The organism is Ruminococcus sp. XPD3002, from assembly GCA_900119535.1.
Classification (GTDB): Bacteria; Bacillota; Clostridia; order Oscillospirales; family Ruminococcaceae; genus Ruminococcus; species Ruminococcus flavefaciens_H.
In genome coordinates, this window is sequence record FPJT01000010.1 from 17,009 (window position 1) to 38,427 (window position 21,419).

Sequence of the window (21,419 nt, forward strand, 5' to 3'; positions counted from 1 at the left end):
ATACGAACCCTTACTTTAAGGCTCGGTAGCCAAACTTGCTGAGGACACGCTGCGGAACTATTGCGGCGCACTTAACTGCTGTGTTATCACTCCTGCACAGGATATTCAATTGTCAAGATACTTTGCCCTCTAATTATAGAGAACTGGGAGAGGCGTTTTGATAAGCCTTTCCGGCAAATTTTTCAGAAAATTCTCCATTTCTAAAAATTGCCCTCTACTTATAAGGGAATGGGAAGGGCGTTTTGCACAGTCTTTTTGTAAAACTTTGTAGGACTGCACAAGCACCGAATTATTTGTCCCTCTAATTATAGGGAACTGAGAGAGCCCATTTTGCTACCCATTTAATAATTTTTTCATATTATTTTGTAGAGGTGCATAATTGCCGGCTTATGAATATTCCCATTTTTATCGCCTCATATAGTAGCCGTTGGGAAGGGCTGTTTTGAACGACTTTTTTCAAAATTTGTATGATTGCACAAGTTCGATTACTTATTTTGCTGCCGCTTTTGTGTCCTTCATATAGTAGCCGCTGAGAGATGCTCTTTTGGGCCATGATTTTGAAACTTTGTAGGCTTGCACAGAATCATGTTTGAAGCTTCGTATATTTTGCCAATTAAAAACTAACAACTATCAACTTTGCTATCAGTGAAAATGAAGATATACCGCCGTTTACGATAGTCTGGTAGCAAGTTAGCAATTTTTTTACAGGAGCCCTTGCGCAGTACCGTTCCTTTCATTCCGTCTTGTGTGACGAGAGAGAAGTATTTCACAGCTCGATGCGCTAAGCCCATCCAAGCTATTGCGGCGCACTTAACTGCTGTGTTATCACTCCTGCGCAGGATATTCAATTGTCAAGATTCTATGCCCCTCTACTTATAGAGAACTGGGAGAGGCATTTTGTAGCCCTATTTTTCAAAAACTTTGTGACTATGCACAAGCTGAGGCATATGGCGGTTGCTTATTTTGTCCTCTACTCATAAAGAACTGGGATAGCCGTTTTACCACCCATTTCATAATATTTTCGTATTATTTTGTAGAGGTGCATAATTGTCTGCTCATCAATGTTCTCATTTTTATCGCCTCCATATATAAGGGAATGGGAGAAGGTGTTTTTGAAGTTTGCCTAAAAAAGTTTGGATAGCTGCACAAAACACGACCAATATGTGCCGATTATTTTGCCCTCTACTTATAGGGGAATGGGAGAGGCATTTTGATAACCTATTTCACACAACTTTCACTTTAATTTGTAGAGCTGCATAAAAGCCGGTTGAATATAACCCGCGTTTTTATCGTCACCTTATTGTCGCCGATGAGGAGGACGCCTTTCAATGCCATCTACTTATAAGGAACTGGGAAAGCCATTTTGCACAGTCGTTTTTCAAATCTTTGGATAAACGCACAAAAAACAGCACCTGCAATTGTTTATATTGCAGGTGCTGCACTAATAATTATTCTTTTTCGGCAGTGGCAGTTGTTGCAAAAAGCACAACAACTGTTCTTCATTTTTTCACCCTTAAGTCTATAATATGCAGTTTTTTCATGTTCCTATTTGTCTCCAGCTTTCTATCGTAACTGTTGCATTTTTTGCAACAGTTCACTTATCATAACTTCTAATTCAAGCTTATCCAAACATTATTGCAAAATTCGAATATCCTTTAACAAAAAATCAGTAAGAATCATTGCTTTTTATGTCATTTTGTGATACAATCAATATGTAGACCAACGATCCGACATCTGTCGGTGCTAATAATTTTAGGTCTATGATAAAAGCGAGCTGACCTTTAGGGTCATAGGAGGGCTTAAAATGGAAAAAACGATATGTGAGTTGTTTGCCGGAGTCGGAGGTTTTCGACTCGGGTTTGATCGGCTTGCGTCCGGATGGAAAACGACCTGGTTCTCTCAGTGGGAACCTGGCAAAAAAGTTCAATGGGCACATGACTGTTATGTACAGCATTTTGGTGATTCGCCCGATATAGATGGCGAATTACATACTGGCGATGATATCAGTACAGTAGATAAGTCAAAGATACCTGACCACAGCTTACTAGTTGGCGGTTTCCCATGTCAGGATTATAGTGTAGCTCATACACTTGCTTCTGCCAAAGGAATTGAAGGAAAAAAAGGTGTTCTTTGGTGGCAGATAAGAGACATTCTTGAAGAGAAATGTCCGCCTTTCTGCATATTGGAAAACGTTGACAGGCTTCTTAAATCTCCTGCAAAACAGCGTGGACGTGACTTCGGTGTTATACTCGCCTGCTTTGCCGAACTTGGTTACAGCGTTGAATGGCGTGTGGTCAATGCAGCTCTGTACGGTGCAGCTCAGAGAAGGAGAATGACTTTCATATTCGCCTATAAAAATGATGATACGAATGTAGTGAAGTACGCTTAATTCCATTTTCGGGATTAAGTCTTTTTTATTTTACGAAAGATCTACGAATGATCTAAAAGATCGTAAACAATCTCAAATTCTATTGAAAACAACTCAGTATGGTGTTACAATTAGTGTATAAACTGTTTTGGAGATGATAGAAATGTTATGTAATGCCACGACTGAAATGTTTGATATTCTTGAACTTTTTGGCAGAAAAGTCCTTTTTACCTGTATGCGGATTGACAGGAAAACTGTTCCCGATGGTCTTTACACATATGATGTAAGGGACGATGATGAATGTTCGGGGGAAATATGCCAAATCAAGCATTCTGTACTTGTTAATCACTGGGGAACAATTATAACAGATACTCCTATTAAAATGGACGATTTTTGGGGCTGTTGCTTTGTGACAGAAAATGATTACCATTACACAGGTGATAGTTGTTATTTACATGAATTCTTTGATACAAAAACAAGCGCTCCTATGTAGGAACGCTTGTTGTAGCTAATATTTTATTCTGGTCTGAACATATTTTGAAAAATCAGTATCACTTTTCTTTTCATATAGTGTATTCTTACTGATTCTCATTTCGATAAGGCTTGGCTTGTCGCTTCTTGTGACAAGTCCTTTTTTATTATCAGAAGAAACAATAAAAGTATCTGACGGAATATATAATACTATCAGTTCGGAATTCTCTGTATCATTCAAAACAATATTCCAATCTTTCGTCACATATGAAGTTTTTGGATTAAGCCAAAAGAAATCTTTATCGGGTTTCAAAGTTGCATATGTAACCGTTGATTGAAGTATAACCCTCTGCTCTTTCAGAAATGCAACCGCTTCACTTTTACTGCTGATTCCTAATGATAGTTTGTCGGATACACTCATGACATCTATATGCGGTTTTACCGTTTTCTGATTTTTCTGAACCGTATCTGAGAACACGTTTATTCCTATTAGTTGCATTAAAAATAACGCTTCTTCAAGATACTGCTCCAACACTACTTTTCGGAATTTATCAACTTTCGGCGGATTGCCTTTTTTCTTGTTATCACAATCAAGGCGCTTGATTGAAAACGCTTTATCTATAAGAATATTTTCAAGGTAATCTATATCTGAATGTGTAAGGCTATCATCTTTTGTTGTTAGAATAACTGCGCTTTCCCACCAAGCCTTGCCATTCAAATGTTGATTCAGTCGCTTGGATAAATCAAATGATTGTCCTACATAAACCATATCCTGGGATAACAATAAATAGACACCATACTTATTGCAGGCATCTGTTTTTAACAAATCTGATACGGATTCTCTCGGAGCGGAATAGAGCTCTCCCGAATTCCAGCTTGAATCCTCAATGCTGATAACTCCGTTAAGATTTCCACTATATAATAATAAATTTATTGTTTTAGCTTGTGCGTTCAATTCAAGCACCTCTTTTTCGCTAAATTTCTTGACACATTATGTCTACCTATGGTATAATTATAGCATAATCCGACAATTATTTCAAGATCAAATCGAGAATAATTGGGCGAACCAATGGGAGCCATATAAGGCTGACCAGTGGGCGTTTGATTGCTATGTCTCGCACTTCGGCAAAAGTCCGAACCATGTCTGCAAGGATATAGCTGTCGCAAAGAAAGATATCCCCGACCATGACCTACTTGTCGGAGGCTTCCCCTGTCAGGACTATTCGATAATGAAGAAGAACTCCGCAGGCATCGAAGGCAAGAAAGGCGTTCTCTGGTGGCAGATAGACGATATACTGCGAGAGAAGCGTCCAAGCTATGTGATTCTTGAAAATGTGGACAGGCTGATTCGCTCTCCTGCAAAGCAGTGCGGACGGGATTTCTCTATCATTCTCAGGTGCTTCTATCAGAAAGGCTATGCGGTCGAGTGGCGTGTGATAAATGCTGCCGACTATGGACAGGCTCAACGCCGGCGGAGGACTTTCATCATCGCTTATCATAATCGCACAAAGCTATTTCAAGACTTCGCAGAGGAGGTCTGTCTTAAAGGCTTGAAAGCTATGCACAGGCAAGTCGCTGAGAATGGCATAATGCCAAAGGCTTTCCCGATAGCTTCACATAAGCGCAGCTACGTTGACCATTGGATAGATGAGATGCGATTTGAGGATATGGATTCGCTTTCCAAGATACAGAAAGTGTATCTTTACAATGCTGGCGTTATGATGAACGGCAGGATATATTCTGTTGAGGTCACACCAAGATATGAGCCTTTTATCCCCCTCGGGAAGATACTTGAACAAGGTGCAGTCGATGAACGGTATTTCCTCAGAGAAGAAGATATGCCGAAGTGGATCTACACCAAGGGTGCGAAACACGAACAACGTCGCAGGCGTGACGGCAGTGTATATTGGTTCAACGAAGGTGCTGTTGGTTTCCCCGACTCGCTCGATAAGCCCTCACGAACTATGCTTACCTCAGAAACACAAGTCGGCAGGACTTCTCATATTGTCACTGACTTGCAGACCGGAAGACTCAGAGTGCTGACACCGATAGAGTGCGAAAGGCTCAATGGTTTCCCAGACAACTGGACGAATACGGGGATGCCGGAGAAGATGCGGTATTTTTGTATGGGAAATGCTGTTGTGATTAACATTATTAAAGCTACGTCAAGTGTTCTCTCTATGTTTGTAATAAAGCATATTGAAAAATGATAAAGGAGGATATCTATGGATAAGCAATTATCTACAAGTAAATTTGAAAATAATTTTATTGAGAAAACATATAACTCCGTTGTTAATGATGCAAATATTGCATTTTCCGAATTAGTAGCTAATGCATGGGATGCCGGAGCAAGCCAAATAAAAATCACTATTCCTCCAAAATTAGGCGGTGAAATTGTGATTGAAGATGACGGCTCCGGGATGACTAACGAAGAATTCAACGATCGTTGGATGGTGATTGGGTATAATCGTGTAGAACATCAAGGAGAGTACGTTGAATATTTTACTCCATCAAAAAGTAATGTCGTCGTCTTGCATATGGTAGGAACGGCGCAGGAAGGCATTCCCTTTTTTGTTTCAATGATGAATATACAATAGAAACTGGGAAAAACGGAAAATTCAACTTTTATCAACTTAAAATAGATGGTGGAGAATCCGCTTTTTCGGTTACTAAACATAGGGCCATAAAAAGAGAAGGCAATGGAACTAAGCTCGTAGTAAAGGCTATAAAAAAATGTCCATCTGAATATGAAATTATTAAAACTCTGGGATATCGTTTTATGTTTGATCCTGAATTTAAAATTATCATAAATGGAAAAGAAATTGATTATTATAAAATGCTACAGCCTACTAAACAACAATGCATAAAAACGCGGTATGGAGAATTAAAAATAAGTATCTATACGATTCCAGATGGCGAAAAATCAACAGCTATGAACGGAATCTCTTTTTGGTCCGGAAAACGTCTGATTGGTAATCCGGGCTGGACAATTGGAGACTATAAAGTCGAAGATGCTCGCAGAAAATTTGCACTTAAACATCTCATAGTCGTAAATACCGACTATTTGATAAATGATGTTGAATATGACTGGTCTGGATTCAAAAAAACCGAACCTGTAATTGAAGCTTATGATAAAGTTATAGATTATATAAGAAATTATAGAAAAGAGTACTATAGTGGCAAAACTAATGAAGTTAGAAAAAGTGTTATCGATAAACAACTTGAATCGATTGAAGCATTATCAATTCCTGCACAGTACGAACTAAATGAGTTTTTTGATTGTTATCTTGAACAAAAACCAGATGTTGATACAGATGAACTTGATATAATAGTATCTGCATTAGTCAAAGTTTTAAACTCAAGGTCAGGTGTTTCTTTATTATCAAAACTTGGATCAATGGACACATATGAAATCGATGAACTTAACACCATTTTAGATAAATGGTCTATTACTGATATTAAAATTGTTTTAGATGAAATAGACTCGAGGATTCAAGTAATCGATGCTATTCAGAAATTATCTGCTGATCCTTCTACAGATGAATTGCATGTGCTTCATCCATTGATTAGTCAAGCAAGATGGTTATTTGGAATCGAGTATGATAGCAACGCCTTTACTTTTAATAAAGCATTAACAACAGTAATCGAAGGATTGATGAAGGGAATAAAAAAAGAAAACACTTCTATCAATTGGCGAAAAAGACCAGATCTTGTTTTTTGTGATACATTTTCAATCGCAGCAACATGTACGGAAGATATAGATCAAAATGAAATTGCCATTATCAATAATGTCCTCATTATTGAATTGAAAAAAGGCGGATTTAAAATTACAAGGCAAGAAATGTCACAAGCTGAAGAGTATGTTGATACAATTTATAAAGGAAACAAATTAAACTCAAAGCCTAAGATTCGAGCATTTGTAATAGGTGATTCTATAGATGATAATATGAGCAATTATAAAAAACTTGAAGAATACGGTGAAGTTAAAGCATATACTTATGATCAATTAGTAAGCACCGCTGAAAAAAGGCTCTTTAACCTAAAATCAAAACTGATAGAAAGATACAATGACATCAATAATAATGATTTTATAACCCAAGCACTCAACCAGCCCAAACAGCTTTCGTTTAATAATCCACAATAAATAGCCACTGCCTTTTTCAAATCCTAATCATATTGTGTAAAAGCTCCGCCTGACATTACATCAGACGGAGCTTTCTCTTTGGCGGTCGTACTGAGACTTGAACTCAGACATCGGAATGCTCCGATTACTCACAGTTTAGCAAACTGTTGCCTTACCGGTTAGGCTTATGCGACCTTATATAAGCTTTTACAATTCGCAATGCTGAATGTGCGGAGGTTTCTCGCGTTCCGCAAAAAGTGAAACGCAAGACCGCACGCGCCGAGCTCGACGCTGGGGTAATCGAAGAGAATCGAATTCTCATTTTCAGAGCCACAATCTGACGTCCTTCCATTAGACGACGACCACCATAAATATATTTGATGTAAATAAACCTCCGTAAGCGAAAGCAGACTATCGCTTTTGTACGGGGCGAGCGAGCTTGCGAGCGTCAACGTGGCTGCGGTCAAGCTAGCTCAGCTTGTGGTGACGGATGCGGAGCTCGAACCCGGCATTTAGAGATTGAAAGCCTCTTGTCCTGACCTATTAGACGAATCCGCCATATATCTCCGCTCAGAAACTAACGGAGATTTTTATTGGTGGGTAAGGTAGGACTCGAACCTACAGCGTTTCTATGTCACGGATTTACAGTCCGCTGCCTTCACCAATTCGGCGCACTTACCCATATTTCGTCACTCAGACACGAGTGACGATTATTATTTTATCTATTGGCACATCAAACATATCCGCAAGTATTATCAGGTTGTCGATAGTAGGGACAGCGTCTCCACGCATCCACTTGAATATAGCCTGCGGAGTATTGAAACCGCATCTTGCCTGCACATCGGATATCTTGAAGCCTTTAGATTTTATAATATTCTTTATATTATTACCAGTCGCTTTTACGTCGATTATAGGCATGATAAGCAACTCCTTTCTCTGCATTATGAAAACAAAAACACCGCCTGCTTACATACAGACGGTGTCATCATTTGTATGGATCACAACACAAAGAAAGTGCTCTCCGAAATGACTATCCACTACGTTTATCTGTATGCAGCACAAATAGAGCCTCTTCACTCTCGTGATAGAAACCTTTTTCATAGTGTTCGCTATACAGATATACCATAGTAAACTGTCTCATTTCGGGTAACTCCTTTCGTAATTATTCTTGATACAGTGGTCGTTCTGCGACCGTTCCTGTTCTGACTTTACCTGTATTATATCATAGCTTTTTAGAAAAAACAAGTAAACCATAGGTATATTATAATAATAGCAATATGCATTTCCTGCACATTACTATGAGTTGTTGTATTATTTGCAACAACTGAAAATGAACAGTTGCAAAAAACGTAACTGTTCCTGCTAAAATGAGTTGTCGCATATTTTGCGATAACTGACAACAGCTCCCATCCACACGGACAGGAGCTGTTTTTATTGAAAAACTCCCCCGGATATGGTATAATTATGGAAACTATCGGAAAGGAGCCGCGGCTATTATGATAATACTGATAACAGGCGCTTCGCATACAGGAAAAACGCTTCTCGCGCAGAAACTGCTTGAAAAATACAAGTACCCCTACCTGTCTATCGACCACCTGAAAATGGGACTTATAAGAAGCAGTCAGACCGAGCTCACTCCCTATGACGACGACAAGCTGACGGCATACCTCTGGAATATCCTGAAAGAGATGATAAAGACTGCCATTGAGAACGAACAGAACCTCATTGTTGAGGGCTGTTATATTCCCTTTGACTGGAAGAACAGCTTTGACGCCGACTATCTGTCGCAGATAAAATACATCTGCCTTGTTATGAGTGAAAGCTACATAACCAGCCATTTCAGCGACATTGTCAGCTTCGGGAACGCTATCGAGAAAAGGCTCTCCAATGACCTCAGTATTATGGACATAATACAGGACAATCAGGAATATCTCCGCGGCTGTTTCAGTTACGGACTTGACTATTTTCTGATAGATGATGAATACGATTTGGAAAGGTGCTGTATATGAGCAACCCATGGGAAGAAATAAGTCTTGACGACTACGAAAAGCACATGAGCCTTGATTCTGTGCGGCAGCTTCAGGCTCTCGATTCAATAATGAATGAGCAGTTCGCCGCCTACCCTGTGGAGACTGCCGCAGTTCTGGGAGTTGCAGGCGGAAACGGACTTGAACACATTGACACCGACAAGTTCCGCAGGATCTATGGTGTGGACATCAATGCGGACTACCTCGGCGCGGTGTCTCAGCGATATACTCAGCTTTCGGGAGTTCTGGAGTGCCTGCACATCGACCTTATAAACGAGGCAGAGAAGCTCCCGCAGGCACAGCTTCTGATAGCGAACCTGCTTATTGAGTACATCGGCTACGAAGCATTCCAGCGAGCCGTTTTGCAGACCGCTCCCGAGTACGTTTCCTGCGTGATACAGATAAACTCTGACGCGGAGCAGTGGGTGTCGGAGTCGCCGTACCTGCGAGCTTTCGACAGGCTTGACGAGGTACATCACCAAATGGAGGAAAAGGCACTCACGGCTGCCATGAACGAGATAGGCTACTCGCTGATATTACAGGAGTCCTGTTCCCTGCCAAACGGCAAGGCACTTGTGAGGCTGGATTTTAAGAAAAACGAGGTATAATATGTCAATTTTTTCAAAACTTTTCGGCAGTAAAAAGCCTGAAAGAGAGCTCAAAGTCATTCACGACAAATACTGTGATTTTACCGATGCAGACGACGTTTCAGAGTACAAAGGCACAGTGAAATGGCACAATTATGATTGTGACATTGTGCTTGATGTTGATGAATACCCAAGCGAGAACCCAACCATTGAAAAAGCTCTCGCCGTGTTCCATATGCTTTACGAAAATATGGAGGAATGGGACAGAAAGGTCAAGGAATGTGCCGCGGCTGAATTTATGGACGAAAACGGTATGGTCGAGATATGGGGCGACGGCAAAGAGGACAATGTTCCGCCAATGCCAAAAGAAGAATTCATAAAAGAGATTGCTGTTTTTGAAATACTCATTACAAACAATGGCGAGATAACATTCAGGATACCTGCTGACGGCTTGTTCACTGACCATGAGATCGTGATTGAAGCCAAAAGCACCGGTGAGATACTGTCCTGTTCACTTGCGGGATAAACCACTATAAATCCGCCTGACACAACAAGCCACAAAATATCAGGACAGAAAACTCTCACGATGTTATAATGGAATCACACTAAAGGAGGGAAAACAATGAACTTAGCCACAGGTATTCAAAAAGCTATCGACTACATCGAATCGCACATCACCGACGAGCTTGATATGGCGGAGGTCGCAAGTCAGGCGGCTTGCTCGCCCTACTATTTCCAGAAGATTTTCGGTATACTGTGCGGTATCACCGTAGGCGAATACATCCGCAGCAGGCGGCTCACACTTGCCGGCAGTGAGCTTATGAAAACGGACGCAAAGGTCATCGACACGGCGCTGAAATACGGCTATGAGTCCCCCGAGAGCTTCACAAGAGCGTTCACTCGCTTCCACGGCGTAACTCCTACTGAGGCAAAGCGCGAGGGCGGCAGGCTCCGTTCGTTTTCCCGTTTCAAGGTGCAGATCATTTTGAAAGGCGGTAATTCTATGAATTATAACATCGTTAAAAAGGAAGCATTCACAGTGCTTGAAAAGGTTGAGCAGCACACCGTTGTGGGCGAGCAGAACAAGAACACTATCCCCGAATTCTGGGGCAGAGCCAAGTCCGACGGCACTATCACTACCCTGCTTGAACACGCATCGGACAGCGCTTTTATCTACGGTACCTGCTATGGCAACGGTCTCACAGACGTCGAGACCTTCGACTACGGTATCGCTGTGGAGTGTACTCCCGATACAGTCGCTCCCGAGGGCTTCCGTGTGAATACTATCCCTGCAAGAACGTGGGTAGTGGCAGAGTGTACAGGTCCCATGCCCGAGGCTATACAGCAGCTCTGGCACGAGCTTTGTGCGGAGTTCTTCCCCACATCGGACTACACTCCCACCTACGAAATGGACATCGAGGCTTACCCCGACGGAGATATGCTGTCTCCCGACTACAAGAGCCAGATATGGATTCCTGTTGTGAGCGAGTAAAACTCACCCATACAGTTCTTCCCCTGAACGTTTCAATTAACGCTCAGGGGCATCGTTTTCTGGATTGCTTACTGAGATAAATCAGTATTTATGTAAGAACCTGAATTAAATGAAGTTCACTTTCTCGTCTTCCTGTAAAAAACAAAACCGTCCTCTTCTTTTATGATCTGATACCCTAATTTTTCGTAAAAAGCGTTTGTCCGTACATTCCAGCTTGGAGTGTCAAGATCAAACTCCGCGGCAAATGGATAGTTCTTTTCTATGCACTCCATTAAACGAATTCCATAACCTTTTCTATGATAGACGCTGTCGATGAAAATTCTGCCAATGTACACACTGTTTTTTGTTTCATCCGGGAATATGACGGCTGCTCCCACAATATCTTTTCCTATCATTGCTTGATACAAATGCCCCTCTTGAGCCATCTGTTTATGCCATTCTACCGAATCATATCCGGGCGGACAGTCACCTTTTGCACCGCCGACATTTACGTCTGTTTCAAATGCTCTGACAGATATGTCTACAATTGTTTTTATCTGGTTTTCTTCTGCTGTAACAATATACATTCTACTTCCTCAATCGTCTTACAAATCTCGATTTATATTAGTATACATTATATCATAGCATCACTGCCGTGTCAATAAAAGCTCTATAATACACAGGTTTTATATGAACAACGAAAAATTGCTTGCTATCCACGCCGATCTATGCTATAATTGTAGAAAAATACCGACAGGGAGTTCTCACCATGCTTGATTTCATAACCATAAACGAACAAAGCAGTATCCGCGTTGACGAAGGAAAGATTATTTACTCCGATCCGTACAACATCAACTGCGCACCGCACGATGCTGACATTATCCTCATCACACACAGCCACTTCGACCACTACTCCCCTGATGATATCCGCAAGGTAATTAAGTCCGACACTATCATCGTCTGTCCGGACACTGTAAACGAGCCGAAGGAACTTGGTCTGACCGTTAAGCAGGTCTCCGCAGGCGAGAAGTTTGAGGTCCTCGGTATCAGATTAGAGGCTGTTCCCGCGTACAATATAGGCAAGCCCTTTCACCCCAAATCCAACGGCTGGCTGGGATACATCATCGACAGTCCCGACCACGGACGCATTTACATCGCAGGCGACACGGACATCACTCCAGACAATAAACAAGTGAAGTGCGACATTGCTCTTATCCCTGCCGGAGGTACATTCACTACCGATGCTTCACAGGCTGCGGAGCTCGCTAACACTATCCGTCCGAAATATGCTATACCCATTCACTACGGAACAGTCGTAGGAAGCCCTGCTGACGGTGAGAAGTTCCGAAAGGCTGTGGACAGTGGCATAGAGGTAGTTATAAAAATCTGATGATAAATATCGTGAACAGTAAGAAGGCAGCCATTGCGGCTGCCTTTTTCATTATATTTCGTACTTCTCAAGTTTCAGAAGGGCTGTCTTTTTATTCAAACCACCTGCATAGCCTGTCAGACTGCCGTCTGCTCCGACAACTCTGTGACAGGGAATTATTATCGAGATAGGGTTATGTCCCACAGCACTTCCGACTGCCTGAGCTGACATACGCTCAACTCCTTGCTGCTCTGCGAGGATACTGGCTATCTCTCCGTAGTTCATAGTCTGTCCGTAAGGTATCGTCAGAAGTATATCATATACAGCCTTCCGGAATGGTGTTATGCACAGACTTATAGGCGGAGTGAAACCCGGCTCTTTTCCGCTGAAATAAATATCCAGCCAGTTGCAGGTCTGCGTAAATATCGGCAGCTCTGCTTCGCTGCTTTCTTCAACAAGTTTATGGGGAAAGTATTTCTGCCCGTCGAACCATAAGCCTGTCAGTGTTTCACTGTCACTGGCGAGGGTTATACCTCCGAGGGGAGAGGTATAGTGAAATGTGTTATTCATTGTCTTTCTTATTGTTGACTTGATATTTCTATCAGTTCGTCCATCGTATATTCTTTATATCTGTTTGCAGAAAACATGGAATCTGTTGTGTCAGGAATATTCTTCATAGCTTTTTTCAAATCGATTTCCCGAGGCAATGATAAAATGTTTCCTTCTTCATCTTTCAACTTTATTGCACAGAAGATAAACTCACCTTTTTCAAGATCAAACTCAAAAAAATCCGAAACTTCAGTAGCTTCAACATCTAAAAAAACAGATTGTTTCTCAATAAATGTTTCATAAATTAGTTCCTTTAATGCTTTTTCGCTTATTTTAATAAGTCTTACTTTATCCTTATCCATATTATACTCCAATCATAGCTTTAGCACTGGTTTTATATTTCTATATCAATGCCTCAATTGTATTATACTGCATTATCGGCAAAAAATCAATGATAATGCATAGAAATTCTTGCCGATAAAAACTATACCACAGGTTTACTTGACATTTCCGTAATGCCGTGATATAATGATGTCAACACAAGGGAAAAGCTCCCGGAATTCTTACTAACGAAAGGGTGAAAACAATGAAAGCTATCATGAACAACGCTATGTCTGCATACATTTGTGCTTTTGATTTCCAGCAGTCAAGCTATTTCTTCCAGCAGGAGGATAATGGCTCAGTTTTGCTGCGCACAGGACAGAAAAGTGCTTGTTCAGTTGCCCTGACAGGGTAAGCAGAGATAGTGTTGCATTGTAAACCATCTTCTGATAGAACATAGCCGTCTGTGTGCAGTATCAACTCACACAGGCGGTTTTTATTATTCTATTCAGAAAGGTGGTTATTTTTATGCCCATAGCAGCTCCGACTATCGATATGATAGCAACAGGCGCAAACATCAGAGCTTTGATAAAAGGCAAAGGACTCAAGGTGGCTGATGTACAAACAGTATTCGGCTTCAACACGCCGCAAGCGATATTCAAGTGGATGAGAGGAGACGCTATGCCCTCTATCGACAACATAGTCATACTGGCACATATACTTGATGTGCCTATTGACGAGATAATTATAACTAATTAGACACTCCCGCCCATGTCGGGCGGGGGGAGATAATTCCGCTTCGTCTAATGGTAGGACATCTGCTTCTGACGCAGAAGATGTAAGTTCGATTCTTTCAGCGGGAACCAGCGCAGAGCCTGCGCCTCCGTCCACGTTGACGCTCGCAAGCTCGCTCACTCTTTTCAGAAAGCATAGTCTGCTTTCGCTCACGGCAGTAGTATCTAAATTGTAACATATACACAACGATGACTGTGTAGCCAAGTGGAAAGGCAATGGACTGCAACTCCATGAGCGCAGGTTCGACCCCTGTCACAGTCTCCATTTTTGCCCCCGTAGCTCAGCCGGTAGAGCGCAGGTCCGAAGAACCTGGCGTCGCAAGTTCGACTCTTGCCGGAGGCACCATTCCGTTTCGTCTAATGGGCAGGACATCGGTCTTTGACTCCGATAATGGAAGTTCGAGCCTTCCAACGGGAACCACAAAAAACTATGAAAGGAATGATTATTATGAGCAGAAAATTAGCAAGTATACAAAGAATATGGAAGATAGAACCTATAGAAGGAGCTGACAGAATAGAGCTGGCTTATGTTCTTGGCTGGCAGTGCGTAGTAAACAAGGGACAGTTCAAGCCTATGGACTTAGCCGTATATTTTGAGATAGACAGCTTTATTCCCGTCAGACCTGAGTTTGAATTTCTGAGAGCGTCCAGCTACAAAAACACTGACATCATGGGCGAGGGATTCCGTCTGAAAACTCAAAAATTCCGAGGACAGGTATCGCAGGGACTTTTGCTGCCTATAAGTATATTCCCCGAAATACCGGCTGATATTGAGCTTGGCGCAGATGTAACAGAGATACTTCGTGTTCGCAAGTGGGAGATAGAGGAACGTGCTACCTCCGGCGGAACCATCATCGGAAACCTGCCGAGAAGCATTCCTCATACCGATGAGACAAGAGTGCAGGCTGCACCTGAGCTCATAAAGGAGTTCACAGGACTTGAGTACTACATCAGCACCAAAATGGACGGCAGTTCCCACTCTATCAGTATAGATGAAGACGGTTTCCATGTTACAGGTCATAACTACGAGTACAAGGATGACGGCAACAGCGATTTCTACAAGCTTGTCAACGATCGCGGCTACAAGGAAAAACTCGAAGTATTTATGGGAAAAGAAGGACTTACTTCTATCACCGTACAAGGGGAGCTTTGCGCTCCGGGTATACAGCAGAACCGTCTGAAGCTCAAAAGACCTGAGTGGTATGTTTTCACTGTAATGGAGAACGGCAAGCGTGTAGGGCTTGACAGGCTACTTGAAGTCTGCAAGGAGCTTGACTTCACGACTGTTCCGATAGAGGAGGTCGACACAGATCTGCCTGCTAAATATCCGACAGTAGAGGCTTTGCTTGAACGTGCAGACGGCGATTATCCTAACGGAGGTAAAAAAGAGGGAATAGTTATCCGTCCTGTTGAACCTGTATACAGTAGCAATATCGGCGCTGAACTGAGCATGAAGGTGGTAAGCAACAGGTATCTGCTAAAAAATGATGACTGAAATCCAATTTCGAGGCGATAATCGTGATTTTTACATCAACTCAATCCGATAAAAATCACAGCAGCTCCGTTCGGGATATGACCGCTTATACAGAGCTGCTTTGGTCATTTTTTTCGGTAGAGACGCGCCTTTTCAACCACTTATTTACCACTTATTGGCACTGAAAATCGCTTAAAATCACTTGAAGATGCTAAAAGTGAAGCTTCAAAAATTGCCGAAATACAGCCATTTTCGCATTTTACTAAAAGCTGCCGAAAGGCTCGGGTTTTTTTCAATTCCCGTACGGGTCACTTAACACAAGGCTCCCAAATGATGATATCATCATTTGGGAGTTTTTTTATCTCGTGGATAAAGTACAAATCAAGACTTTACTTTATGCAGGAAAGCTTCATTCTTTGCGGCACATAAATGAAGCGATTAACTTTACTGTCCCACGCATGGCGAGTTTCCCCGACCTGTCCGCACGGATAAACTCATCACACAGGTATTCCGCATAGTCAAGGTGATGCAGGCTGTATACGAACCGCTTGTCCTGTACATCATCGGGACTTTCCGGCGCAAGTTCACGCCACTCACGCAATAGCCACAGATAATCGTGAAGCGTTCTCCACGCCTGTTTCTCCCATTCATCATATGCCCTTCGCCTTGCGATACGCTTGTGATATTCCGACACCTCCGCAGACGTGGGAGCTTTCACACATCGATAGTGGCAGTATCATAAACGTGAGTTCGAGTCTCAGTGTGACCGCCACATATAATTGAACTATTGCAAAAAGCGCAACAGTTCACGCTGACAACAGCTCACATCCACACGGACAGGAGCTGTTTTTTATTGAAAAACTCCCCCAAATATGATATAATTATGGAAACTATCGGAAAGGAGTCGCAGTTACTATGATAATACTGATAACAGGTGCTTCGCATACAGGAAAAACGCTCCTTGCGCAGAAACTGCTTGAAAAATACAAATACCCTTACCTGTCTATCGACCACCTGAAAATGGGACTTATAAGAAGCGGTCAGACCGAGCTCACGCCCTATGACGACGACAAGCTGACGGCATACCTCTGGAACATTTTGAAAGAGATGATAAAGACTGCCATTGAAAACGAGCAGAATCTCATAATTGAAGGCTGCTATATCCCCTTTGACTGGAAGAACAGCTTTGACGCCGACTACCTGTCGCAGATAAAATACATCTGCCTTGTTATGAGTGAAAGCTACATAACCAGCCATTTCAGTGACATTGTCAGCTTCGGGAACGCTATCGAGAAAAGGCTCTCCAATGACATCAGTATTGAGGATATAATACAGGACAATCAGGAATATCTCCGCGGCTGTATCAGTTACGGACTTGACTATTTTCTGATAAATGATGAATACGATTTGGAAAGGTGCTGTATATGAGCAACCCCTGGGAAGAAATAAGTCTTGACGACTACGAAAAGCACATGAGCCTTGATTCTGTGCGGCAGCTTCAAGCGCTTGATTCCATAATGAAGAAACAGTTCGCCGCCTATCCTGTGAAGACTTCCGCAGTTCTGGGAGTTGCAGGCGGAAACGGGCTTGAACACTTAGGCACTGACAAGTTCCGCACGGTCTACGGAATCGACATCAATGCGGACTACCTCAGTGCGGTATCTCAGCGATATACTCAGCTTTCGGGAGTTCTGGAGTGCCTGCACATCGACCTTATAAACGAGGCGGAGAAGCTCCCGCAGGCGCAGCTTCTGATAGCGAACCTGCTTATCGAGTACATCGGCTATGAAGCTTTTCAGCGAGCCGTTTTGCAGACCGCTCCCGAGTACGTTTCCTGCGTGATACAGATAAACACAGATGCGGAGCAGTGGGTGTCGGAGTCGCCGTACCTGCGAGCTTTCGACAGGCTTGACGAGGTTCATCATCAAATGGAGGAAAAGGCGCTCACGGCTACCATGGAGGAGATAGGCTACTCGATGATTTTGAAGGAGTCATATCCGCTGCCGAATGGCAAGGCATTGGTGAGGGTGGATTTTAAAAGAAACTGCGTATAATAATTATATAGAGGTGTACTGTATGTCAGACGATAAAACTATCAAATTAAAGTATGTCTTTGAAGAAGAAATACACGGATTAAAAAAAGGTATAATTTATAACGCCGTCAGATGCAGAAACAAATTAAACGGTAAAGAAATGGTTGAAATAAAGAATATTGACGGAAATAGCAAAGAATATAAATATCCTTTTGCATGGTTCGATTTAGTCAAGAACTATGCTTATTACATAGATGATAAAAATCCTTTTGATTCTTTGATTCTTTACAAAACACAGTTTAAAAAAATTAAATTAGTTGATAAAGACAATAATGAGTTTATTGGAACTGTAGATTTATATGAATCAGAATGGGACAGCGGAGATGATGTTGCTGGAATCGGGCTATCAAATGGCTGGTATTACAGACAAAATGACATAAATTATATCGAGATTCTTGCTGATAACGAGTAAGAAGCAGCCTGACACCAAAAGCCGCAAGCTACCATAATAAAGAAACAGCCCCTCATAAAGAGGGGCATTTTTACGTATCACTTTGCTTTTTTACGGAACATGTTCTTAACTGAAATGAATGCGTATGTCACAAGGAGCGACATTACGAAAACAAGCAGCGATATGAGCAATACCGTCAGATATCCGCCGTTAGCCATAGGATCGTATCTTTTAACTGCGAATATGAATTTCAGGAAAGCCATATGTATCAGGTAAACTCCGAAGGAGCACTTTGATATTATCTCGGAAGCGGCATCAATAAAGCCTTTTCGTTTTTCCGATGTATCCCTGAGAAGTACGAATCCGCCTATCGAACCGAGTATTATTACAGGTGATGAGTAATTGCTGAGAAGGTCCGAAAGGTTTTCGTTGTTTTCCGAGCAGCTTATATAGGTCAGCCAAACCGTTGCAGCAGCTGATACAAGCACCATCAGAAAGGCAGGAACTCTGCCGAATCTGCGGTATTTATGCAGGTAATATCCCGCAAAGAAGAACAGCGGATATATACTGAAAACGAATATATAGAAGGGCAGCTTAAGACCTGCGAACTTCTCGGACAGCGGTGCAAGGGAAAGGAAGATACCGTAAAGAATGACGATGTATCTGAGGTCCTTGTCCGAAGCGGACTTTGTTACGAGTCTGTATACCGGAAGCATGAGATAGAGAGCTATCATCATGTAGATATACCACATATGCTTCCAGCCGCCGCCTGTTATGACGTTTTTCAGTCCCTCTCCCAATATGGCTGCAACCGACCTGCTTTGCATGAATATGCTGTCGAACAGTGCGAACAGCAGTGAAAACAGTACCAGTGCGATGACCATTCGGGGAAGATATGATTTAACTATCTTCTGCATCCCTATCTCCTTTTTCGGTTCAAGGAGGAGAACTCCCGAACACATAACGAAGCAGGGAACCGACCATGTCATAAGGTTTCTTACGCTGAGCAGTACGGTATGCTGAGCAACGGTCTGAGCGAAAGCGTCTGCTGCGAAGAAGGTGTGAAGTATGACAACGGCAATACATGCCACCGCTTTCAGCCTGTTAAGGTAGAGTATCTGCGGTCTCATCAATAGAAGAGTCCTCCCTGGAGGCATCCGTCGTCAGGATTCTGAGCGGCAGTAGGTTCAACAGGGGCAGGAGTCGGATCGGGCTCGGGCACGTAAGCAGGTGCAGGGGGATCTGTAGGTGCAGGAGTTACAGGAGTCTCAACGTAGCTGTTCGGAGTCTCGTTTGCAGGCTCGTTATTGTAAGCGCTGCTGTTGTCGTTGTTGTTCTGGACTTCCTCCTGCGGAGCTTCTGTTGCCTGTGGAGTTACCTCGGGCTCGGGAGAAATGATCTCGTTCATTTCCTCGGCTTCCTTGGTTGAAACCTTGTCGCCTGAGCGCTTTGAATCGTATACCAGGAAGCAAGTATCGTCCTCGTTCTCGATGCTTCCCTTTACTATATCGCCGAATGGGAAGTTATGAAGAACTGCTTCCTTGCCGCTGCTGAATTTTACCTTGATAGTGTAGCCTGTGGAGATAACGGGAGAGTTATCCTCCTGCGCAGCAGCAGCGTTCTTTGGCTTCTCGTAGAAGAGTATACGGCTCTCGCCCTTCTTGAATACTTCCTTTGCGAGCATATTATCGGGGTATTCTTCCTCGTCGTCTGTCTTGACCGAGAATTCTGTGATATCCTCGCCTGTGTTGTTGGTGAGCTCTACCTTGAAGATGTTCTCACCTGTTTTCTCCTCGCCGATGACCTTGATAGGTGCTGTTGTAGCTGCCTGAGTAGTTACCTCCTCTGTAACAGCCTCGGTAGCGGGAGCGGTAGTAGCTGCCTCTGAAGCTGAAGAAGGCGCTGATGAAACAGTGCTTCCGCAGCCTGAGAGAATTATAGTTAAAGCAACAGATGCTATAAGTGGTCTGATATTCATTGTTTCCTCCAAATTAGTTCATAGTGGTATCCTTGATATAACGCCATGTACCCGACTGTCCGTAGGTTATCATGTAACCGTTTCTTCCTGTCTCATTGGTGAAGTCGGGATCGCAGACGTAAGTTGTGCCGTCTATTACGACCTCTGTCCATGAGTGAGGACCGAATCCTCCTGCGGAAAGCGGAACACGTCCTGATATCTGGTGGCATTCATATCCAATGGCTCTTGCCATTTCGCAGAACATAGCTGCCATTACATAGCAGTTGCCCTTGCCGTTCTTAAAGCCGTAATTAGCGTACCATTCCATAGTTGTCTTGTCATCCTGCGGCATATCGTCGGTATGACCGTAATACTTTATGGAAGCTGCCTGAGTGAAGGCAGTCTTGAGGTCCCAGCCTACCTTATCGAGGGTAGCGGCTGCATAGGGGTATTTGTAAGCGCTGTTGGTAGTGCCCTTCTTTATGATGTAAGCGGCATTTACCCAGCCTGTAACTCCGTTGTATTCAGCCTTAGCCCAGAGGTTGTCATTCTCGAGGACCTTGAAATCCGCATAGGCAGGTATGGTACCGAGTACGGCTGCGCCTACGTTAGGCTCCTTGCGGATATTCATGTATATAGTTACCTTATATGTTGTGTAGATATCGTCAGCAGGCTCTACAGGTGTATCCTTCTTGGTTATGTAAGCTGTATTTACCCAGCCTATAACGCCGTTATACTCTGCATAAGCCCATGAGCCGTTTATTGAAGTTACCTTGAATTCAGCGCCTGCAGGGATAGTTCCGAGAACAGGTGAATTCGTGTTGGTCTCTGTTCTGATGTTGAGGTATGTTGTAACATTGTATGTAGTATACAGGTCATACTTAGGCTTTGCTGTAGTTACAGGAGCTGCTGTAGTTGTTGCGGGAGCAGTAGTCTGTGTAGTAGTTACAGTTGTAGCCTTTGCAGTTGTAGTAGTAACGGGAGCAGTTGTTACAGGAGCTGTAGTTGCAGGCTGAGTAGGAGCGTTGATATTCTTCTCTACAGCCTGTCTGAGCAATACAAGGTCGAAGCTGTTTACCTTGCCGTCGCCGTTCATATCGGCTTTCTCGGAAAGCTCTTTGCTGAGAACAGCCTTGTCCATAAGATGATCCTGAAGTAAAACAAGATCGCTTTCGGTAAAATGTCCATCTGCATTGAGGTCGCCCTTGACAGGCTGCATAGTATCAGCGCTGCCCACACAAGGTGTTATGAATTCGGCAGAAAGGGCGATAGCCAGCAGGGATGCGATAACAGGTTTGATATTCATTCATGTCTCCTTCCTGAAAATATAATTTCAGAATATATTTGTTTCAATAATAACAATCGGAACGATCTCCATTGCTGTGACAGGGTAAAATATATTTTTAATTTTTAACCTTTGTTAA

Annotated in this window: 23 protein-coding genes, 8 tRNA genes and 1 pseudogene; 19 read left to right on the top strand and 13 right to left on the bottom strand. The window is 42.8% G+C overall.

Features of this window, described 5'->3' with window-relative positions; translation table 11 throughout:
- Positions 1-1,804 precede the first annotated feature (1,804 nt).
- A pseudogene (gene dcm / locus BT127_RS10090) lies at positions 1,805-2,359 on the top strand (DNA (cytosine-5-)-methyltransferase); the annotation flags it as partial.
- Positions 2,360-2,555: 196 nt separating this feature from the next.
- On the top strand, positions 2,556-2,861 hold the full coding sequence (locus BT127_RS17360) for an LPD28 domain-containing protein (protein WP_350339280.1): 306 nt from the start codon (positions 2,556-2,558) through the stop codon (positions 2,859-2,861).
- 15 nt (positions 2,862-2,876) lie between these two features.
- On the opposite strand, the gene BT127_RS10100 is transcribed toward BT127_RS17360, so the two are convergent.
- Positions 2,877-3,794, bottom strand: a complete 918-nt coding sequence (locus BT127_RS10100; protein ID WP_139275496.1) for a GIY-YIG nuclease family protein — start codon at positions 3,792-3,794, stop codon at positions 2,877-2,879.
- Between BT127_RS10100 and dcm (BT127_RS10105) the strand changes: the two genes are divergently transcribed.
- From dcm (BT127_RS10105) to BT127_RS10115, 3 genes are all read left to right on the top strand, one after another.
- A complete protein-coding gene (gene dcm, locus BT127_RS10105) occupies positions 3,727-5,049 on the top strand; it encodes a DNA (cytosine-5-)-methyltransferase (protein ID WP_075424887.1) in 1,323 nt (440 codons plus the stop codon). The two genes, BT127_RS10100 and dcm (BT127_RS10105), sit on opposite strands and share 68 nt — an antisense overlap.
- 15 nt (positions 5,050-5,064) lie before the next feature.
- Complete coding sequence (locus BT127_RS10110) at positions 5,065-5,436, top strand: ATP-binding protein (protein WP_075424888.1); 372 nt, start codon at positions 5,065-5,067, stop codon at positions 5,434-5,436.
- Between the two features lie 182 nt (positions 5,437-5,618).
- The gene (locus BT127_RS10115; RefSeq protein WP_075424889.1) at positions 5,619-6,983 is read left to right on the top strand and encodes a hypothetical protein; all 1,365 of its coding nucleotides are present in this window, start codon (positions 5,619-5,621) and stop codon (positions 6,981-6,983) included.
- Positions 6,984-7,062: 79 nt separating this feature from the next.
- Here the strand turns inward: BT127_RS10115 and BT127_RS10120 are convergent.
- From BT127_RS10120 to BT127_RS10140, 5 genes are all read right to left on the bottom strand, one after another.
- Positions 7,063-7,157 (bottom strand) — tRNA-Ser (locus BT127_RS10120).
- Positions 7,158-7,254: 97 nt separating this feature from the next.
- A tRNA-His gene (locus BT127_RS10125) sits at positions 7,255-7,328 on the bottom strand.
- Between the two features lie 115 nt (positions 7,329-7,443).
- Positions 7,444-7,520, bottom strand: a tRNA-Glu gene (locus BT127_RS10130).
- A gap of 36 nt (positions 7,521-7,556) precedes the next feature.
- Positions 7,557-7,643, bottom strand: a tRNA-Tyr gene (locus BT127_RS10135).
- A gap of 12 nt (positions 7,644-7,655) precedes the next feature.
- The gene (locus BT127_RS10140) at positions 7,656-7,880 is read right to left on the bottom strand and encodes a helix-turn-helix domain-containing protein (RefSeq protein ID WP_075424890.1); all 225 of its coding nucleotides are present in this window, start codon (positions 7,878-7,880) and stop codon (positions 7,656-7,658) included.
- 578 nt (positions 7,881-8,458) lie between these two features.
- Between BT127_RS10140 and BT127_RS10145 the strand changes: the two genes are divergently transcribed.
- The 4 genes from BT127_RS10145 (at position 8,459) to BT127_RS10160 (ending at position 11,068) form a co-directional block, all read left to right on the top strand.
- Positions 8,459-8,971 carry a P-loop nucleotide/nucleoside kinase family protein gene (locus BT127_RS10145; protein WP_075424891.1) on the top strand — a complete coding sequence of 171 codons (513 nt, stop codon included), beginning with the start codon at positions 8,459-8,461 and terminating at the stop codon, positions 8,969-8,971.
- On the top strand, positions 8,968-9,597 hold the full coding sequence (locus tag BT127_RS10150; RefSeq protein WP_075424892.1) for a methyltransferase type 11: 630 nt from the start codon (positions 8,968-8,970) through the stop codon (positions 9,595-9,597). Before BT127_RS10145 ends, BT127_RS10150 begins: the two co-directional genes overlap by 4 nt.
- A gap of 1 nt (position 9,598) precedes the next feature.
- Entirely contained in the window at positions 9,599-10,102 is a 504-nt protein-coding gene (locus BT127_RS10155) for a DUF2262 domain-containing protein (RefSeq protein WP_075424893.1), read from the top strand.
- A gap of 96 nt (positions 10,103-10,198) precedes the next feature.
- A complete protein-coding gene (locus tag BT127_RS10160) occupies positions 10,199-11,068 on the top strand; it encodes an AraC family transcriptional regulator (protein WP_075424894.1) in 870 nt (289 codons plus the stop codon).
- A gap of 116 nt (positions 11,069-11,184) precedes the next feature.
- On the opposite strand, the gene BT127_RS10165 is transcribed toward BT127_RS10160, so the two are convergent.
- Entirely contained in the window at positions 11,185-11,634 is a 450-nt protein-coding gene (locus BT127_RS10165) for a GNAT family N-acetyltransferase (RefSeq protein ID WP_009983429.1), read from the bottom strand.
- A gap of 182 nt (positions 11,635-11,816) precedes the next feature.
- Between BT127_RS10165 and BT127_RS10170 the strand changes: the two genes are divergently transcribed.
- A complete protein-coding gene (locus BT127_RS10170) occupies positions 11,817-12,437 on the top strand; it encodes an MBL fold metallo-hydrolase (RefSeq protein WP_075424895.1) in 621 nt (206 codons plus the stop codon).
- 51 nt (positions 12,438-12,488) lie between these two features.
- Here BT127_RS10170 and BT127_RS10175 read toward each other — a convergent pair whose 3' ends face one another.
- Both BT127_RS10175 and BT127_RS10180 read right to left on the bottom strand, forming a co-directional pair.
- A complete protein-coding gene (locus tag BT127_RS10175; RefSeq protein WP_075424896.1) occupies positions 12,489-12,986 on the bottom strand; it encodes a methylated-DNA--[protein]-cysteine S-methyltransferase in 498 nt (165 codons plus the stop codon).
- Positions 12,987-12,994: 8 nt separating this feature from the next.
- A complete protein-coding gene (locus BT127_RS10180) occupies positions 12,995-13,327 on the bottom strand; it encodes a hypothetical protein (RefSeq protein WP_075424897.1) in 333 nt (110 codons plus the stop codon).
- Between the two features lie 487 nt (positions 13,328-13,814).
- Between BT127_RS10180 and BT127_RS10185 the strand changes: the two genes are divergently transcribed.
- The 6 genes from BT127_RS10185 (at position 13,815) to BT127_RS10210 (ending at position 15,575) form a co-directional block, all read left to right on the top strand.
- Positions 13,815-14,045: a helix-turn-helix domain-containing protein gene (locus BT127_RS10185; RefSeq protein WP_028519945.1), complete on the top strand. Its 231-nt coding sequence runs from the start codon at positions 13,815-13,817 to the stop codon at positions 14,043-14,045.
- A gap of 33 nt (positions 14,046-14,078) precedes the next feature.
- Positions 14,079-14,152 (top strand) — tRNA-Gln (locus BT127_RS10190).
- 119 nt (positions 14,153-14,271) lie between these two features.
- Positions 14,272-14,345, top strand: a tRNA-Cys gene (locus BT127_RS10195).
- Between the two features lie 5 nt (positions 14,346-14,350).
- A tRNA-Phe gene (locus BT127_RS10200) sits at positions 14,351-14,426 on the top strand.
- Positions 14,427-14,501: transfer RNA gene (locus tag BT127_RS10205), tRNA-Gln, on the top strand.
- 27 nt (positions 14,502-14,528) lie between these two features.
- The gene (locus BT127_RS10210) at positions 14,529-15,575 is read left to right on the top strand and encodes an RNA ligase family protein (RefSeq protein ID WP_075424898.1); all 1,047 of its coding nucleotides are present in this window, start codon (positions 14,529-14,531) and stop codon (positions 15,573-15,575) included.
- Positions 15,576-15,963: 388 nt separating this feature from the next.
- Here BT127_RS10210 and BT127_RS16500 read toward each other — a convergent pair whose 3' ends face one another.
- Positions 15,964-16,272, bottom strand: a complete 309-nt coding sequence (locus BT127_RS16500; protein ID WP_139275498.1) for a hypothetical protein — start codon at positions 16,270-16,272, stop codon at positions 15,964-15,966.
- 197 nt (positions 16,273-16,469) lie between these two features.
- Here BT127_RS16500 and BT127_RS10215 point away from each other — a divergent pair, with 197 nt between their 5' ends.
- The 3 genes from BT127_RS10215 to BT127_RS17200 are packed head-to-tail and all read left to right on the top strand — an operon-like array spanning position 16,470 to position 18,059.
- A complete protein-coding gene (locus BT127_RS10215; RefSeq protein WP_075424899.1) occupies positions 16,470-16,982 on the top strand; it encodes a P-loop nucleotide/nucleoside kinase family protein in 513 nt (170 codons plus the stop codon).
- Complete coding sequence (locus BT127_RS10220) at positions 16,979-17,608, top strand: methyltransferase type 11 (protein WP_075424900.1); 630 nt, start codon at positions 16,979-16,981, stop codon at positions 17,606-17,608. The genes BT127_RS10215 and BT127_RS10220 overlap by 4 nt, the downstream gene beginning before the upstream one ends.
- A 22-nt stretch (positions 17,609-17,630) precedes the next feature.
- Positions 17,631-18,059: a hypothetical protein gene (locus tag BT127_RS17200; protein WP_318257219.1), complete on the top strand. Its 429-nt coding sequence runs from the start codon at positions 17,631-17,633 to the stop codon at positions 18,057-18,059.
- A gap of 77 nt (positions 18,060-18,136) precedes the next feature.
- Here BT127_RS17200 and BT127_RS10230 read toward each other — a convergent pair whose 3' ends face one another.
- The 3 genes from BT127_RS10230 to BT127_RS10240 are packed head-to-tail and all read right to left on the bottom strand — an operon-like array spanning position 18,137 to position 21,301.
- Complete coding sequence (locus BT127_RS10230) at positions 18,137-19,168, bottom strand: acyltransferase (RefSeq protein ID WP_075424901.1); 1,032 nt, start codon at positions 19,166-19,168, stop codon at positions 18,137-18,139.
- Positions 19,168-20,016 carry a hypothetical protein gene (locus tag BT127_RS10235; RefSeq protein ID WP_075424902.1) on the bottom strand — a complete coding sequence of 283 codons (849 nt, stop codon included), beginning with the start codon at positions 20,014-20,016 and terminating at the stop codon, positions 19,168-19,170. Before BT127_RS10235 ends, BT127_RS10230 begins: the two co-directional genes overlap by 1 nt.
- Before the next feature lie 13 nt (positions 20,017-20,029).
- Complete coding sequence (locus BT127_RS10240) at positions 20,030-21,301, bottom strand: SH3 domain-containing protein (protein ID WP_075424903.1); 1,272 nt, start codon at positions 21,299-21,301, stop codon at positions 20,030-20,032.
- Positions 21,302-21,419 lie beyond the last annotated feature (118 nt).

Excerpts from the sequence above, each read along its gene's own strand:
- BT127_RS10235 (WP_075424902.1), bottom strand. The coding sequence starts at position 20,016 with ATGAATATCAGACCACTTATAGCATCTGTTGCTTTAACTATAATTCTC.
- BT127_RS10210 (WP_075424898.1), top strand. The coding sequence starts at position 14,529 with ATGAGCAGAAAATTAGCAAGTATACAAAGAATATGGAAGATAGAACCT.
- BT127_RS10185 (WP_028519945.1), top strand. The coding sequence starts at position 13,815 with ATGCCCATAGCAGCTCCGACTATCGATATGATAGCAACAGGCGCAAAC.
- BT127_RS10155 (WP_075424893.1), top strand. The coding sequence starts at position 9,599 with ATGTCAATTTTTTCAAAACTTTTCGGCAGTAAAAAGCCTGAAAGAGAG.
- dcm (WP_075424887.1), top strand. The coding sequence starts at position 3,727 with ATGCTGATAACTCCGTTAAGATTTCCACTATATAATAATAAATTTATT.
- BT127_RS10160 (WP_075424894.1), top strand. The coding sequence starts at position 10,199 with ATGAACTTAGCCACAGGTATTCAAAAAGCTATCGACTACATCGAATCG.
- BT127_RS17200 (WP_318257219.1), top strand. The coding sequence starts at position 17,631 with ATGTCAGACGATAAAACTATCAAATTAAAGTATGTCTTTGAAGAAGAA.
- BT127_RS10150 (WP_075424892.1), top strand. The coding sequence starts at position 8,968 with ATGAGCAACCCATGGGAAGAAATAAGTCTTGACGACTACGAAAAGCAC.
- BT127_RS10140 (WP_075424890.1), bottom strand. The coding sequence starts at position 7,880 with ATGCCTATAATCGACGTAAAAGCGACTGGTAATAATATAAAGAATATT.
- BT127_RS10115 (WP_075424889.1), top strand. The coding sequence starts at position 5,619 with ATGTTTGATCCTGAATTTAAAATTATCATAAATGGAAAAGAAATTGAT.
- BT127_RS10110 (WP_075424888.1), top strand. The coding sequence starts at position 5,065 with ATGGATAAGCAATTATCTACAAGTAAATTTGAAAATAATTTTATTGAG.
- BT127_RS10170 (WP_075424895.1), top strand. The coding sequence starts at position 11,817 with ATGCTTGATTTCATAACCATAAACGAACAAAGCAGTATCCGCGTTGAC.
- BT127_RS17360 (WP_350339280.1), top strand. The coding sequence starts at position 2,556 with ATGTTTGATATTCTTGAACTTTTTGGCAGAAAAGTCCTTTTTACCTGT.
- BT127_RS10165 (WP_009983429.1), bottom strand. The coding sequence starts at position 11,634 with ATGTATATTGTTACAGCAGAAGAAAACCAGATAAAAACAATTGTAGAC.
- BT127_RS10220 (WP_075424900.1), top strand. The coding sequence starts at position 16,979 with ATGAGCAACCCCTGGGAAGAAATAAGTCTTGACGACTACGAAAAGCAC.
- BT127_RS10215 (WP_075424899.1), top strand. The coding sequence starts at position 16,470 with ATGATAATACTGATAACAGGTGCTTCGCATACAGGAAAAACGCTCCTT.
- BT127_RS10145 (WP_075424891.1), top strand. The coding sequence starts at position 8,459 with ATGATAATACTGATAACAGGCGCTTCGCATACAGGAAAAACGCTTCTC.
- BT127_RS10180 (WP_075424897.1), bottom strand. The coding sequence starts at position 13,327 with ATGGATAAGGATAAAGTAAGACTTATTAAAATAAGCGAAAAAGCATTA.
- BT127_RS10175 (WP_075424896.1), bottom strand. The coding sequence starts at position 12,986 with ATGAATAACACATTTCACTATACCTCTCCCCTCGGAGGTATAACCCTC.
- BT127_RS10240 (WP_075424903.1), bottom strand. The coding sequence starts at position 21,301 with ATGAATATCAAACCTGTTATCGCATCCCTGCTGGCTATCGCCCTTTCT.
- BT127_RS10230 (WP_075424901.1), bottom strand. The coding sequence starts at position 19,168 with ATGAGACCGCAGATACTCTACCTTAACAGGCTGAAAGCGGTGGCATGT.